Origin of the sequence: Eupransor demetentiae, assembly GCF_963930865.1 — a bacterium.
Classification (GTDB): Bacteria; Bacillota; Bacilli; order Lactobacillales; family Lactobacillaceae; genus Eupransor; species Eupransor demetentiae.
In genome coordinates this window covers 181,558-195,781 of record NZ_CAWVOH010000001.1, presented here as the reverse complement: position 1 = coordinate 195,781, position 14,224 = coordinate 181,558, and the positions used below count along the sequence as shown (strand labels likewise).

Annotated in this window: 14 protein-coding genes; 2 read left to right on the top strand and 12 right to left on the bottom strand. The window is 47.0% G+C overall.

Features of this window, described 5'->3' with window-relative positions:
* Both ntdP and recX read right to left on the bottom strand, forming a co-directional pair.
* The gene (gene ntdP, locus ABSY64_RS01040) at nt 1-570 is read right to left on the bottom strand and encodes a nucleoside tri-diphosphate phosphatase (protein ID WP_349641208.1); all 570 of its coding nucleotides are present in this window, start codon (nt 568-570) and stop codon (nt 1-3) included.
* A 69-nt stretch (nt 571-639) separates the two neighbouring features.
* Nucleotides 640-1,440 carry a recombination regulator RecX gene (gene recX / locus ABSY64_RS01035; RefSeq protein WP_349641207.1) on the bottom strand — a complete coding sequence of 267 codons (801 nt, stop codon included), beginning with the start codon at nt 1,438-1,440 and terminating at the stop codon, nt 640-642.
* Nucleotides 1,441-1,576: 136 nt separating this feature from the next.
* Between recX and ABSY64_RS01030 the strand changes: the two genes are divergently transcribed.
* Entirely contained in the window at nt 1,577-2,536 is a 960-nt protein-coding gene (locus tag ABSY64_RS01030) for a Dyp-type peroxidase (protein WP_349641206.1), read from the top strand.
* 44 nt (nt 2,537-2,580) lie between these two features.
* Here ABSY64_RS01030 and holA read toward each other — a convergent pair whose 3' ends face one another.
* The 8 genes from holA to pepA are packed head-to-tail and all read right to left on the bottom strand — an operon-like array spanning nt 2,581 to nt 10,089.
* Nucleotides 2,581-3,576 (bottom strand): DNA polymerase III subunit delta, encoded by a 996-nt coding sequence (holA, locus tag ABSY64_RS01025; protein ID WP_349641205.1) that lies wholly within the window; start codon nt 3,574-3,576, stop codon nt 2,581-2,583.
* Nucleotides 3,554-5,821, bottom strand: a complete 2,268-nt coding sequence (locus tag ABSY64_RS01020; RefSeq protein WP_349641204.1) for a DNA internalization-related competence protein ComEC/Rec2 — start codon at nt 5,819-5,821, stop codon at nt 3,554-3,556. Before ABSY64_RS01020 ends, holA begins: the two co-directional genes overlap by 23 nt.
* Nucleotides 5,818-6,441, bottom strand: coding sequence for a ComEA family DNA-binding protein (locus ABSY64_RS01015; protein WP_349641203.1), 624 nt, complete (start codon nt 6,439-6,441; stop codon nt 5,818-5,820). Before ABSY64_RS01015 ends, ABSY64_RS01020 begins: the two co-directional genes overlap by 4 nt.
* 54 nt (nt 6,442-6,495) lie before the next feature.
* Nucleotides 6,496-6,975, bottom strand: a complete 480-nt coding sequence (gene coaD, locus ABSY64_RS01010; RefSeq protein WP_349641202.1) for a pantetheine-phosphate adenylyltransferase — start codon at nt 6,973-6,975, stop codon at nt 6,496-6,498.
* Nucleotides 6,972-7,541 (bottom strand): 16S rRNA (guanine(966)-N(2))-methyltransferase RsmD, encoded by a 570-nt coding sequence (rsmD, locus tag ABSY64_RS01005; protein WP_349641201.1) that lies wholly within the window; start codon nt 7,539-7,541, stop codon nt 6,972-6,974. The genes coaD and rsmD overlap by 4 nt, the downstream gene beginning before the upstream one ends.
* A 3-nt stretch (nt 7,542-7,544) precedes the next feature.
* Nucleotides 7,545-7,844 (bottom strand): YlbG family protein, encoded by a 300-nt coding sequence (locus ABSY64_RS01000; RefSeq protein WP_349641200.1) that lies wholly within the window; start codon nt 7,842-7,844, stop codon nt 7,545-7,547.
* Nucleotides 7,841-9,019, bottom strand: coding sequence for an FtsW/RodA/SpoVE family cell cycle protein (locus ABSY64_RS00995; RefSeq protein ID WP_349641199.1), 1,179 nt, complete (start codon nt 9,017-9,019; stop codon nt 7,841-7,843). Before ABSY64_RS00995 ends, ABSY64_RS01000 begins: the two co-directional genes overlap by 4 nt.
* On the bottom strand, nt 9,019-10,089 hold the full coding sequence (gene pepA, locus ABSY64_RS00990; RefSeq protein WP_349641198.1) for a glutamyl aminopeptidase: 1,071 nt from the start codon (nt 10,087-10,089) through the stop codon (nt 9,019-9,021). Before pepA ends, ABSY64_RS00995 begins: the two co-directional genes overlap by 1 nt.
* Before the next feature lie 256 nt (nt 10,090-10,345).
* On the opposite strand from pepA, the gene ABSY64_RS00985 reads away from it, so the two are divergent.
* A complete protein-coding gene (locus tag ABSY64_RS00985) occupies nt 10,346-11,653 on the top strand; it encodes an NCS2 family permease (protein WP_349641197.1) in 1,308 nt (435 codons plus the stop codon).
* A 31-nt stretch (nt 11,654-11,684) separates the two neighbouring features.
* Here the strand turns inward: ABSY64_RS00985 and recN are convergent, their stop codons facing one another.
* Both recN and ABSY64_RS00975 read right to left on the bottom strand, forming a co-directional pair.
* Nucleotides 11,685-13,355, bottom strand: a complete 1,671-nt coding sequence (gene recN / locus ABSY64_RS00980) for a DNA repair protein RecN (RefSeq protein ID WP_349641196.1) — start codon at nt 13,353-13,355, stop codon at nt 11,685-11,687.
* A 32-nt stretch (nt 13,356-13,387) separates the two neighbouring features.
* Nucleotides 13,388-14,224 (bottom strand): TlyA family RNA methyltransferase, encoded by an 837-nt coding sequence (locus ABSY64_RS00975; RefSeq protein WP_349641195.1) that lies wholly within the window; start codon nt 14,222-14,224, stop codon nt 13,388-13,390.

The following is a 14,224-nucleotide window of genomic DNA, read 5'->3' as shown; positions in this document are numbered from 1 at the left end:
TCAACGACGATCGTTTAACCGCTGCTGCATCAAATATTGATACCGGGAATACCAGACATCAACATAGCCTTGTGAAAATGGACCTTTACCCTGGTTAATCCAGTCAACCAAAATCTTGACGTGGGCTTTTAAAATCCGGTCGATTTCGACAGGATAGTGCCATTTCTTACTGTGCGCGGCATATTCGTCGGCGTCCAGCAAATGCTTCTCCCCATCAGGGAAAACCTTCACGTCCAAATCATAGTCAATGTACTTCAACGCTTCCTTATCCAAAACGTAAGGAGAGGCCAAATTACAGTAATATGAAACCCCGTTATCACGAATCATCGCAATAATGTTAAACCAGTACTTCTTGTGAAAGTATACAATAGCTGGTTCCCGCGTTACCCAGCGGCGACCGTTATCTTCCGTCACTAAAGTATGATCATTGAGGCCAATCAATACATTTTCACTCGTCTTTAACACCATGGTGTCGCGCCAAGTGCGATGCAAGGAGCCGTCATGCTTATAGCTTTTGATCGTGATGACATCCCCTTCGCGTGGACCGCGATTTGGTTTATCAACAATCATGCTATTTTCCCACTTTTCCGAAATAAAATTCCTTTTCGATTATACCATTTTTAAGCAGGAAAAACTAGCTCACTCTTGCTCAAGTACCTGATCTAAGACGCGATCAATGGCATCCCCATCAAAGCCTTTTTGGTAGAGCATGCTCTTGACTTTGTAGCGCAAGGACGATCCGGACATCTTCCGCGAATAGCGCCTCGTCAACTTTTCAGCCTGCCTTTGCAGAAATTCTCCGGCTAAATCAGGATCTGGTTCAGGCTCGAGCAATTCGATAACCCGCTGGGCAACATCAAAGGAAAAACCCTTTTGGACAAGCGACTGATTAATGCGCTGCACCTGGGAACGTTGCGGTTCGCGGCGGTGAGAACGAGCGACCTTACTGGCAATTTTACTTGCGATCTCAATTTGTTCATCCCAAGTATAATCCGGCATGGTGGCTTCAATGATCTCGTCACTTACCCCTGCCTGTTTCAAATCACGGCTGATTAAGAGCGGCCCCTTAGGCTGGAAAACCTTCTTATTGACCAGATAGTGCTTAGCATAGGAGGCGTCATCAAGGTAGCCCTGCTCTTTAAGCTGTTCGATAACTTGGTCGGCAATTGCTGGCTGAACCTCCTTATCGAGTAAGCGCTTTTGTATCTGTTGAACCGTCCGCAGCGATGGTCCTAAATAGTTCAGGGCTAGTTTTAGGGCCTGGGCAATGTCGTCTTCGTGTTGAATACGAGCAATCAACTCATCGTCGAGCTCACGCCCCTTGGCCAGTCCAAATTTAACCAAAACACTTTCCGAAAGGCCAAAGGCAAAACGACCATCAAGTTCAATATTGTAGCGCCCTGCTCGCTTTTGAGTGGCGATTCGTGTGATTTTTTTCATACCCCCTATTGTACGAAAAATGATTAGAATTGTTAATTTTAAATTAGAATTATTCTATTCTATAGCTTTTTATCGCTCGAACAGTTATTCTGGTAACTGAAGTTTTAAATGATTATTGATTCGAGGAGAAAAATCCATGCCACTCAACCCTAGTAAAGCTCAAGATGTCTGGAAGGACATCGGCCACAGCGTTCAATTCACAGTGCTAAAGTTTAAAGACGGAATTGACCCTAAAGAATTACAGGAAGCCATCATTGCCTTTGCGGACCGCTCACAGGCTATTATCCGTTCGCTGCGCATTCGCGATTCACAGTTGACGGCTGCCTCCGGCCTCAAGGTCGCCTTCGGCTTTTCCAACCATGCCTGGGATTTGCTTTTCCCAAATTCACCCAAGCCAAAAGAATTGGAAACTTTCACCGGCGTTAAGGGGCCTAAGTATTCTATGCCCGCGACCGGTGGCGATCTCTTTTTCCACATTCGTGACGACAACGAAGCGACGGTTTACGAATGCCAAACTCAATTCATGAAGTTCTTGAAGGACTACACCGAAGTTTTGGATTCCACCAAGGGCTTTCGCTACTTTGAAGGCCGGGCCATTATCGGCTTTATTGATGGCACTGAAGCACCCGCTGAAGAAGACGCTGCGCCCTATGCCATTATCGGTGACGAAGATCCTGATTTTGAAAACGGTTCATACGCCTTTGCCCAAAAATGGCAACACAAGATGGACGTCTGGAACCACATGAAGACCGAAGCCCAGGAAAAGGCCGTTGGTCGTGAAAAATTCTCCGATTTGGAATTGGAAGACGAGGACAAGTACAAGAACGCCCATAACAAGGCTTCGCAGTACGAAGAAGATGGCGATGAAAAGAAAATCATCCGGATGAACGTTCCTTATTCTGACCCCGCCCGTGGTATCACTGGAACTTACTTCATGGGTTATTCCCGCTACTGGCACATTACCAAGGGAATGCTGCAAAACATGGTTGATCAATCTGATTTCTTGTTGACTTTCTCAACAATCTTGACCGGACAGCTCTTCTTCATTCCATCTCGTGATACCCTAGCCAAAATCGCTGATGGCGAATTTCAATAAGATAAGTTAAAAAGCCTCCCGATGGGAGGCTTTTTTCTTTGGTCTTAAAAGGTCAAAATAAACTGTTCAAACAAGAAATCTGGGTCTGAACGAGAGGTCTTCAAAGCAATTTCCACATCCACCAAGGCCAGAAAACCTTTCCGTAAGCGACGTGGATTGTACTTTCTTAAAGCGGCTTGCGCCAACTTAACGCGGTATGGATGAACCTTGAGACGGTTAGCAACAGCGGCCGGGGCACCGGGAGTGGCCACAACCTGCAAAAGCAAACGCAACTGACCCAAAATCAAGGCATTAATCCGCAGCGGCGCCTCACCGGTAAAGAGCAATTCCCGATATAGATGAAGGGCCACTTCTTCGCGACCCGACATGATGGCATCCGCCAGGTCAAAGGTCGAAGCATGCAGGGTTTGGGGCACCAAACCTTGAACGGCTGCTAAATCAATTCGATGGCTATCCAAAGCATAGGCTCTTAACTTCGGCAGTTGATTAAGCATCATCGAATATGAGGCCGCCGTGCGTTTAACAAGTTCCGTCAAGGCATCCCCATCGATTTGATAGTCCAAATCATTCAATCGCTGCTGAATCAATTGCCGACTTTCCTGCTCATTTAAACTGGGTAAATCTAGTTCTTCAGCAACTTTTTTTAGCTGCTTACTGACCTTTTTACGTTGATCAATTTTAAGGTCACGGGCCATGAAGACCACAACATTGCCAGGAACGGGTTGTTCTAAAAGGCTTAGCAGCTGTTTTTCTTCAGTATCAATCAGCTTATGTCCGGCAGTTAAAAAAAGCGGATTCTGTACCAAAACGACTCGGTGCTCAGCGAAAAAAGGTAAGGCGGTGGCGTCCGCCCAAAAATCGGCGAAGTCATCTTCGGCCAAGTTGAACTGACTGTAGTTCATTTCAGCTTCGTCACCTTGCAAGATCCCCTGAAATTCCTCTTGTACTTGGTTCAAAAGCGCTGCTTCTTCCCCCTGGACCAAGTAGAAGTTCGCTAGGGCATCCTGCTTTATTTGTTCACTTAACTGTCGAAGCTTCATCGAGAATCTTTACCTCAAAATCGGACTGTCGTCCTGAATAAATATATCTTAGCATACCATGATTTTGCGTCGAAATTATCTTCACGCCAGCTGCTTGTAAATTCGCGATGGTTTCCTCATGAGGATGATGATAGCGGTTATTACGACCGGCAGAAATCAAAGCTTCCCGCACCTTCAACTGTTTAAGAAGTTCCGGATCCGTCGCGGTTTTTGAACCATGATGGCCAGCTTTTAAGATGTCGGCTCGAAGATTAGGGTAAGCTGCCAGAATGGCTCGCTCCCCTGAGCGATCCAAGTCACCAGCGGTAAATAATTTGTGGGGTCCAATTGCCGCTGAGATAGCGATCGAATCTTCACTTTCACCCTTACCCGCCTGGAAGGGATGCAAAATTTGCCCCGGAAAATCTCGTAACTTAACCTTGTCAGTAACTTCAACGACTTCCGCCTTGCGCAAATAAGGTTGAATCTTCTGTTTAAAGGCCGGCCGACTCTTCATCCCAGCTGGAATCAAAACGTATTTTACAGGGATTTTTCCCAAAACTTTTCCAGCATTCCCCAGATGGTCTTGATCCTGATGGGTCAAGACCAGGAAATCAAGATGATCAATGCCCCGGCTATATAAATAAGGTACAATCACAGTTTCTGCTCGCGATTTTTGCTGATGACGCACCTGCCAAGCCGCCTGTTGAAAGGTGACTTCGCCACCCGTATCAATTAGGGTAATGCCCTTACGATTCGCAGGGCACAGCAAGGCCGCATCCCCTTGGCCAATATCAAAGGTCGTGTACTCGCCCTTTCCGGGATGGTGATTAAAGTAGTAGCTGCCGATGATGACAAGCAGAAAAACAAGGCCGGCTATCCGTCGTCTGATTCTCTTCTTGGACATGGTTACAAAAGCTAAAGCAAGCAAGATCAGCAAGACAGTGGGACTAAGTCGGCCAATCACAAAGTTACCAGGCAGATTGGCCGTTAAATCGATACTTCTCGCAAAAATATTAAGCAAGAAATTACTGCAGTCCGCTATGCCAGCAATCTTTTGCCCTATAAAACCGAGTAAGACTAAAGGGGCAATCCAACCTTCGAAAAGTGGGATAGCAACAAAGTTGGCCAGGGTTTGTAAAAGATGCCACTGGTACTGCTGGCTAACAATTAATGGCAAGGAAATCATCCCCAGCGATAAATTCCGCTGCCAGGATGAAAGCTGTCGGCTAAACAACAAGGCAAAGGTCAAAATGAAGGACAACTGTCCCCCTAAAGTCAGCAAAATACCAGGACAGTAGAACAGGGAAACTAGTAAGGCAATGCTCCAAATTGTAACCGGTGACCATCGTTTGCGCCTCAATTTTTTAAACAGGCCCAATTCACCGGCGATGATTGCCCGCATCAAGATTGGCGGACTGGCTGAAAAAAGGAAATATAGTGGCAAGAGCAAAATCAAAATAAGTAATGAGACTTCACGCAAAAAACCTAGTCTCTTGGTCAAGGCCAAGACGATAGCAGTCAACAAATTGACCTGAAAACCCGAAACAGAAAAAAGGTGAATCAATCCTAAGACCTGAATTCCGGGGTTATCATCATAAAGCTCCTCCGCATTATCACCCAAAATCAAGGCCTGACTGTAATATGATAGCGGCTTGGGTAATTTTTGTGCAGCATGAATCAATTCAGCGTGCCACTGCCTCAGAGTCTTTTCAATTTGGCCAAAACGAACCGAATCTTCTTGAAAATCTAGTTGTTCCGCCTGAATTTGTTGAACAATACCCTGACTGCGGTAGTAGGCCTTAGCATCAAACTGAGCAAAATTAGTCGGACCAGCAATCGGCCCGATTTTTCCACTGCCTTCTACCTTTAAAACGCTGCTTTCTTTTAGTAAGCGCTTCTGAATCGCCTGGCTTGGGATTCGCCAGTACAAACGAACCTTGCGACCATCTTTTAACTTAAGGATGGCCGAAAATGCTTGCCCATCAATCTTAAATTGATCCGGCATTAACTGTCCTCCAAAAGTCAGCTCTCTTTCAGGCTGCCTTTCAATTAGGCGAAGTCCAGACTGAACATGGTCAAAATAAAGACCCGAAAGCAGACACAGTGGAATCAACAAGTAAGTTAAGGCCTGCCGACACTGTTTTAGGATCAAGCAACTAATCAACAGTAAGGCGGCAAGACTAATCCAATGGGGCGCCAGCAGATAAGAAGCACAGGCCGCTGCAAAAAGGCCCCACAGCAAAGTAAAGCGTTCGGCGGTCATACCGTAATCTGTTCCTTTAGCTTTTCAAAACGCTTATCGCCAATTCCTTCGACCGCTTTAATGTCATCAATCTTTTTAAAACCGTTCTTACTTTGCCGGTAAGCGATAATCTTCTCTGCCTTTTTGGCACCCACACCGTCCAAAGCCTGCAGTTCTTCCAAACTGGCCGTATTGATGTTAACCACCTTCTTCTCCACCGACGATGAAGCATTAATGCCAGTATTAGCCGACGTCGCTTCCCCCTGCTTAGGAACCACAATAACCTGGCCATCAACCAATTTTTGGGCTAAATTCACCGCACGTTCGTCAACTTCGACCGTGAAACCACCCGCTTGTTTAACCAAATCCGAAACCCGCTCACCCTCCTGACAATGATAAAGGCCGGGCTTATTAACTGCTCCCTTCAAGTCCACAGCCAGACTCTTGCTGGAAGACTTGACCGAAGAAGAGCTGGCCGAACTCGATGAAAGGGCCGTATCCGTCACCACTGCTTTACTTTGGCTAGCCGATAAAGTCCGCCAAGTAAAAAATCCCAATAGTAAGAGGACTACCCCGCCCGCCGCGACATATAACTTATACTTCTTTATAAAATCCAGTAAATCCTGATATTCAATCCGCATGATGCCCTCCTAAAAGATAGTACGAGGACAAATAAAAAAAGCTTCTAAGAAGCTTTAAGAATTGAACTGTTTTTTTAGTGCTTCAACGACAACCGGTGGCACGAACTTGTCCATGTTGTCGGCGCCCATCTTGCCAATTTCTTTGACCATGGAAGAGGAAATATTTTGATTTTCTGGCTTCGCCAAAAGCAAAACTGTTTCAACATCGGCCAGCACGGAATTCATCCCGGCAATATCGCGTTCGTACTCGAAATCCTTGCAGTTTCGCAAACCGCGGATGATGTACCTGGCTCCCTGTTCCTTCATGAAATCAACGGTCAAGCCGTCAATGACACCAACTTCAACATTAGGCAAATCCGAAACGGCTTCTTTAGCCAAAGCCACTTTTTGCTCCACGCTAAAAAGTCCCTTTTTATTGGTATTAATCCCGACGGCCACAATCACCTGGTCGAAAAGTTGGCTAGCACGGGCGATAATGTCCATGTGTCCGTTAGTTAAGGGGTCAAAAGACCCCGGGAATACTGCTTTTTTCATGAGCGATTACCTTCTTTTTGGTACTGATAGAGCGTCACGACGGTGATGCCATAGTGCTTTTGCTTGATAAGGGCGAACTGGTCGGAATCCTCTGGCAAATCCGCGGCCTGGTCACTTTCAACCAGCAAAATCGCGCCATCGTTAAGTAGGCTTAATTCCGCCATCTGCGCGAAGTCTTTTTGAATCCGTTCCTTAGCATAGGGCGGATCTAGCAAAACGAGGTCAAAGCTACGCCCCTCTTGCGCCAAGCGTTCCAAGGCCTGTTGCGCATTGGCCTTAATCAAGTCGAACTTATCCAAATCCCCGACTCGGTTGAGGTTGTCTTGAATCACCTTAACAGCCTGATACTGGCGATCAACTAAAACGGCCTGGTCCATTCCCCGCGAAACAGCCTCAATGGCCAAACCGCCCGTTCCCGCATATAAATCAAGCACGCTGCCACCCTTCAAGTAGGGCATCAACATGCTAAACATGGCCTCTTTAATTTTATCAGTAGTTGGCCGAGTTTGGTCGCCCTTGACGGCCTCCAAACGCAGACCGCCATATTGCCCAGCGATTACGCGCATAACTTATTCCTCATTCTCGCTTTCAACTTGCTTATCGTATTCCTCGAAGAAAACATCATCGTGCTTATTTTCCAAATCAGGATCAATATCGGGACGAGGTGACAGCTTCACGTGTTTGACGAAACGATACTGTTCCAGCTTGTGGGCCAAGTCAGCGACCTTTTCTTCATCCGTATAGAGTTCCACAATGTTCATGCGCTTGGAAACATAGCCAACTTGACCATGCTTTTTTAGCTGGCCCAGATATTTTAACGAGCGCATGTATACGTAAATGGCCCGACGGGGCTGCACTTCAAAAGTCATCGCAAATCCTTTCTTGCTAAGGTGTCGCCAGGGTTAATCACAACCTGCTTACGACTTTTAGCGGAAATATTAAGAGCTAGGCCAATCGCCACTGAAAAGACGATGAAGGAGGACCCTCCACCGGAAATAAAGGGGAAAACAACGCCCGTAATCGGTAGCAAACCGACAACACCGCCCAAGTTAACAAAGGCCTGCATCAAGAGCAAAGCGGCAATGCCAAAGAGCAAAAGGCGGTAATACTGAGACTTTTCTTTGATGCCAAGGTAAAGCAAACGGCCAATCAAAATCAAAAGTGAAATCAACACCATGGAAACCACCAAGGCCCCTAGTTCTTCCGTCGCTACGGCCATGATAAAGTCGGTATTTGATTCGGGTAGGAAAGGCTTAATAATCGAGTTTCCAAGCCCTGCACCGAAGAATCCTCCACGGGCAATGGCATAGTAAGAATATAACAACTGCCGACTCTGATCCATGTTTTGCCATGGATTAACAAAGTTGGTCAAACGACGGATGGCATAGGATGAAGATTCACCGAGGTGCAACATCCGAATTAATTCCGGCAGGAACATCAAAGCCAAGGCACCCAAAATCACCCAGAAGAAGGTCCAGCGACTGGAGACACCCGAGGCCATCCAGAGCACAATCAAAATCACCAATGTGATGAAAAGGTTTCCCAAATCGGGCATGGCTAGGTAAAGGGCTAGGATGACGGCGGGAATAAACAACAAGGTCCAGCGGTTACGCCAATTGCGAATCTGCCGGCTAAAGGGCAGCTCCGAATACCAGGGGTAACGGGTTAGTAAATCGGCAAAGTACAAAATTAAAACCAGCTTGGCCATCTCAACCGGCTGAAAGGTCATAAAGGAACCCAAGCGAATCCAGCCGTGAGCCCCATTAACGGCCGGCATAAAGCGGGCAATTAGGAGTAGGCCGGCTGTAATCCACATGAATTTTTGCAGATTACGTGGATTTTTAAGGGCTTTGACAGAGATATGAAAGAAGAAAAAGGCCGTCAGCCAACCCACAACAACAAAGAGTAACTGCTTTAAAAAGGAAGCCACAGGGCTAGTGTAAGCATTTTGACTCGCCGAAAAAACCATGACGACTCCCAGAGCAGATAGAGCGGCATAGGGCACGGCAATCCAATAATCTAATTTCTGTAACTTCTTTAACATCAGGCACCCATGATTGTTTGGTAAACAGACTGGTCTAGGTTCTTAGCAAGCGCAACAACAAGTTCCTTGGCGGCTTCAAAGTCATCGATGGCCCAGACCGTTTCGTGTGTGTGCAAATAGCGCGAGGCCATTCCAACGGCAACCGAAGGCACTCCGGCTAACTGACTTTGCGCAGCGGCCGCATCCGTGCCTCCCTTTGAAAGGAAGAACTGGTAAGGAATGTGATTGTCCTCCGCCGTTGTTTGGATAAAGTCCTTCAAACGGTGTGGCGTAACCACTGTAGGATCGTAAACGCGCAGAAGCGCTCCCTCGTTTAAGTGGCCTTGATGGCCTTCCAGGACAGCATTATCATCTGCGGCTGAAGTGTCAATGGCAAAGAAAATGTCCGGTTTGAGCTGGTTAACGGCTGCCGGAGCACCACGCAAACCAACTTCTTCTTGAGTGTTGGCACCCATAATCAAGGTGTTTGGTGTCTGCACGCCCTGCAAGGCAGTCAAGGCTTCCAAGACGGTTACCACCCCAAAGCGGTCATCCCAAGACTTCGACATAACGCGCTTCTTGTTGGCCGTCATAACGGTTTTCGTTTCTGGAACGATAAAATCACCGGGTTGCACGCCGAAAGCCTGCGCTTCAGCGCGGTCAACAAAGCCCGCATCAAAAATCATATCGGCAATCTTGACTTGGTTAGCGGCACCGCCCTGGCGCAAAAGATGGGGTGAAACGGCACCCGAAACAACTGGATACTGACCTTTTCGCGTAAACAAGGTATAGCGTTGGGAAGAAACCGTCATCGGATTCCAACCACCCAGGGTAACAACTTTAAAATTACCAGTTGGCAAAATCTCAGAAACCATGAAACCAACTTCATCCAGATGAGCAGCAAACATCACGCGCGGACCCGCACTATGACCTTCTTTTACACCGAAAACGCCACCAAGACCATTGCGATAAACTTGGTCAACCAAGGGCGTCAAATCCGCTCTAAAAGCTTCAGCCACCCGGTCTTCTTGACCAGATGTCCCTTGCAATTCCGTATACTTTACAATGCTCTGCCAAGTTTCGTTATCCATGCCTTTTCGTCCCCTTCTATTAGTCACTTTATTATAGCTTAGAAAGAAAGTGATTGACAAAAATTCCTCGACTGATTGCTCCAGTAGTTAAATCCGAACATTATTTTAATATCGTTCGTTTATTTATTTAATTTACTTTATTTAAGCAATAATATTCGGATTTTGTATCAATTTTTCCTGATTTTTTATCATAAAAGTCGTAATTTCCTGCTAGAATGGATTTGTTGTTATTTGACCGAATTATTGGGAGAAAATCATGTCTTTTATTGCCAAGTATTTCCACTTCCAGGAAGAAAAAACTTCCTACCGAACTGAAATCATTGCCGGAACGACGACCTTCTTCGCCATGGCCTACATTCTGTTCTTGAATCCGACAGTGTTGAGTGCAGCGGGTATGGACAGTGGCGCCGTCTTCACGGCGACTGCCATTACGTCAGCCATTGCCACCCTCTTTATGGGCATTGTGGCCCGCTACCCGATTGCCATTGCCCCCGGCCTGGGTGTCAACGCCTTCTTCGCCTATTCCGTCGTTGTCGGAATGGGGGTTCCTTGGCAAACTGCCATGGCCGGTATTTTAGTTGCCGCCGTCATCTTCTTGCTGATTACACTATTTAAAATCCGTGAAAAAATCATCGATAGTATTCCACAAGACCTCAAGTTGGCGATTGCTGCGGGAATCGGGCTTTTTATCGCCTTCATCGGTTTGCATAACGCCGGTATCATCATTGCCAACAAGGATACCATGGTTAGCCTGGGCCACCTCACAAGCGCTAGCACCTTGCTGGCTATCTTTGGAATTGTCGTGACCTTGGTTTTGATGGCGCGTAAGGTTCCTGCCGCCATCTTTGTTGGGATGATTTTGACCAGCGTGGTCGGCATTCTAACGAAGCAAATTCAACTTCCCCACACTTTGATTTCAAATGCACCATCACTTGCGCCAACCATGGGTAAGAGCTTCGCTGCATTGGGCCAAATCAATTCTTTCCAAATGATCATGGTCATCCTGACTTTCCTCATTGTAACTTTCTTTGATACCGCCGGAACCTTGATTGGCTTAGCTGAACAAGCCGGCTTCATGAAAGATAACAAGATGCCCCGTGCTGGGAGTGCTTTGATGGCCGATGCCGTGGGTATGACCGTTGGTGCGGTAATTGGAACTTCACCAACTTCAGCCTTCGTTGAATCTTCATCCGGAATCGCTGTGGGAGGAAGAACTGGTTTTGCTTCAGTCATCACTGGCTTCTTCTTCCTGATTTCCCTACTCTTTTCACCACTCCTAACAGTGGTTACCTCGCAAGTTACGGCCCCTGCTCTTGTAGTGGTCGGCATCTTGATGGCCAACAACTTACGGAAAATCAATTGGCAGGACTTGGCCATTGCGGCGCCATCCTTCCTGATTGTGATTGGCATGCCACTAACTTACTCGATTTCCGACGGTATTGCTCTGGGATTCATCGTCTACCCCATCACCATGATTACTACAGGACGGGCCAAGAAGGTTCATCCAATCATGTATGCTTTGGCACTAATCTTCATTCTTTATCTCTTCACCATCACCCATTAAAAAAAGGTTGGCAGTTTGCCAACCTTTTTTATTATTGATTTTTTCGTAATTCACGCGCGTTGGCCAGAGCCGCTTCGGTAATCTCGTTACCGGAAAGCATCCGTGCCAGAGCATCCAGGCGACCAGCCTCGTCCAGGGCTTGAACCGATGTAACGGTCCGGTCATCATGAATGCTTTTTTCGATGAAGTAGTGGTGATCAGCGGCAGCCGCAACCTGGGGCAAGTGCGTAATGGCCAAAACCTGAACCTTTTGGGCAATCGCCTTCATCTTCAAGGCAATCGCTCGGGCCACACGGCCAGAAACCCCAGTATCAATTTCATCAAAGACCACCGTAGCAACTTCTTGCTGGTGGATAAAGACCGTCTTGAGAGCAAGCATCAAACGAGCGGCTTCCCCACCAGAAGGAATCTTAACCAAGGGTGCCATGCCCTCCCCACGGTTGGTTTGAACGTAAAAAGCAATCCGGTCATTACCAGTCGGCAAATAACCTTCAATCCGTTCAAAACGAACTTCAAAGCGAGCTTCGGGCATGAGCAAGTCTGCCAGCTGCTGATTAACATCTTTTTCCAGAGCCTCAGCAGCCTTCGCACGGACCGCATGCAAAGCGTCCGCTTGTTTAGCAATTTCAGCTCGCAAGGTTTGCCGCTTAGCTTCCAGCTGGGTCAAATCCAAATCATCAGCGCCCATGCTGGAAAGATCTTTCTCAACCTTTGCCTGAAAGGCCAAGACATCATCAACTGTAGCACCATACTTACGCTCTAAGCGGTGAATCTCTTGCAAACGATCATCAATCTTAATCAACTCCTGTTCATCAAAGGAGAGGCTACTCAAGCGTTCATCTAGGTCGCGACTCGCCTCTTGAGCGGAATAGTAGGCATCACTGATGGTCTGACTCAAATTCTGATAAGCTTCGTCGTAACTGGCCGCTTCCTGAAGATTTTGGCGAATTTCTGCCAAACGGTCCAAGACACCATCGCCGACTTCACCATTCAAAGCTCGGTCAGCACTTTCCAAGCTGTCTGAAATTTTCTTAAAGTTTTGCAGACGGTTCCGTTGGGCTAAGAGTTCATCTTCTTCGCCGGCTTGCAAATTCGCCGTCGCCAACTCTTCCTGCTGAAATTTCAAGAGATCCAAGCGCTGGGAAATTTCAGCCTGGTTGCTTTCCAAGGACTTAATCTGCTGCGTCACTTTCCGAAAGTCCTGGTAGAGCCCTTGATAAGCCTGCTTAACCTTTGTCAGCGCTTGCCCGGCAAAGGAATCCAGAAGGGGTAAATGCTTTTGATCATTTAAAAGCAACTGGGTATCGTGCTGGCCCTGAATATCAACTAGATAAGTTCCCAGCGTAGACAAGGTTTTTAAATTCACTAAAGTACCGTTGACACGAATGTTGTTGCGGCCCTTTTGATTAAATTCACGGTAAATGATGACTTCATGATCATCACCCAGCAAGTCTTCCTCGGCTAGAAAATGCGCCAATTCTCCATCCGCTTGATAAGAAAAAACCGCCTGCAAAGTCGCCTTTTCAGCACCACGACGAATCATGGTGGAATTGGCACGGGCACCAGCTAACATGGCTAAAGCATCGATAATAATCGACTTTCCAGCACCCGTTTCACCAGTCAAAACCGACATGCCTTCTTCAAAGGTCAAATCGACTTGGTCAATAATGGCAAAGTTTTCAATAATCAGATTTTCTAACATGTACATGCCTTTCTGGGCATCCCCGTTATATATTACGAATTCGATCCCGCTTTTTGATCCAACTGGCCGTGAGCCGCAGCTACCAGACCATCAATTTTAATGGCAGGATCTAACTTTGGCTCTTGCTCCCGCTTCAAAACTGCCAGAAATTCAATGTTTCCCTGGCCACCCTTAATCGGTGAAAAGGTAAGGTGTTCAACAGAAAAACCGTCCGCCAGCATCATCGCTACCGTCTTTTCCAGAACTTCTTGGTGAACTGCCGGATCCTTAATCAAGCCGTGCTTACCAACCTTTTCTCGGCCAGCTTCAAACTGCGGTTTAATCAAGGAAACCACTTGATCTCCCTCAGCTAATATTTCGGCTAAGGGTGGCAAAATCAAAGCCAAAGAAATAAAGGAAACATCAATTGTCGCAAAGGAAGGCCGCCCATCCGTAAAGTCGGCCAGCTTTGTGTAACGAAAGTTGGTATTTTCCATGACGGTCACGCGGTCATCAATCCGCAGCTTCCAGGCCAACTGATTAGTCCCGACATCCAGGGCATAAACGTGACTAGCACCGTTTTGTAGGGAAACATCGGTAAAACCACCGGTCGAAGAGCCAATGTCCAACACATTCTTACCCTTCAAATCCAGATGGTAGGCTTCAATAGCCTTGGCCAACTTCAAGCCACCCCGGGAAACGTAAGGCAAAGGTTCGCCCTTAAAATGCAATTCGGTTGTAACTGGGATTTTTTGTCCTGGCTTGTCCAAACGTTCTTCGTTAAGGCCCAAAATCTGACCCGCCATAACGGCTCGCTTAGCCTGTTCGCGGGAGGTAAAGAGTCCCTGCTGGACCAAAAGTTGATCAACCCGTTCTTTTTCAACACTCAT

Excerpts from the sequence above, each read along its gene's own strand:
- ntdP (WP_349641208.1), bottom strand. The coding sequence starts at position 570 with ATGATTGTTGATAAACCAAATCGCGGTCCACGCGAAGGGGATGTCATC.
- recX (WP_349641207.1), bottom strand. The coding sequence starts at position 1,440 with ATGAAAAAAATCACACGAATCGCCACTCAAAAGCGAGCAGGGCGCTAC.
- ABSY64_RS01030 (WP_349641206.1), top strand. The coding sequence starts at position 1,577 with ATGCCACTCAACCCTAGTAAAGCTCAAGATGTCTGGAAGGACATCGGC.
- holA (WP_349641205.1), bottom strand. The coding sequence starts at position 3,576 with ATGAAGCTTCGACAGTTAAGTGAACAAATAAAGCAGGATGCCCTAGCG.
- ABSY64_RS01020 (WP_349641204.1), bottom strand. The coding sequence starts at position 5,821 with ATGACCGCCGAACGCTTTACTTTGCTGTGGGGCCTTTTTGCAGCGGCC.
- ABSY64_RS01015 (WP_349641203.1), bottom strand. The coding sequence starts at position 6,441 with ATGCGGATTGAATATCAGGATTTACTGGATTTTATAAAGAAGTATAAG.
- coaD (WP_349641202.1), bottom strand. The coding sequence starts at position 6,975 with ATGAAAAAAGCAGTATTCCCGGGGTCTTTTGACCCCTTAACTAACGGA.
- rsmD (WP_349641201.1), bottom strand. The coding sequence starts at position 7,541 with ATGCGCGTAATCGCTGGGCAATATGGCGGTCTGCGTTTGGAGGCCGTC.
- ABSY64_RS01000 (WP_349641200.1), bottom strand. The coding sequence starts at position 7,844 with ATGACTTTTGAAGTGCAGCCCCGTCGGGCCATTTACGTATACATGCGC.
- ABSY64_RS00995 (WP_349641199.1), bottom strand. The coding sequence starts at position 9,019 with ATGTTAAAGAAGTTACAGAAATTAGATTATTGGATTGCCGTGCCCTAT.
- pepA (WP_349641198.1), bottom strand. The coding sequence starts at position 10,089 with ATGGATAACGAAACTTGGCAGAGCATTGTAAAGTATACGGAATTGCAA.
- ABSY64_RS00985 (WP_349641197.1), top strand. The coding sequence starts at position 10,346 with ATGTCTTTTATTGCCAAGTATTTCCACTTCCAGGAAGAAAAAACTTCC.
- recN (WP_349641196.1), bottom strand. The coding sequence starts at position 13,355 with ATGTTAGAAAATCTGATTATTGAAAACTTTGCCATTATTGACCAAGTC.
- ABSY64_RS00975 (WP_349641195.1), bottom strand. The coding sequence starts at position 14,224 with ATGAGTGTTGAAAAAGAACGGGTTGATCAACTTTTGGTCCAGCAGGGA.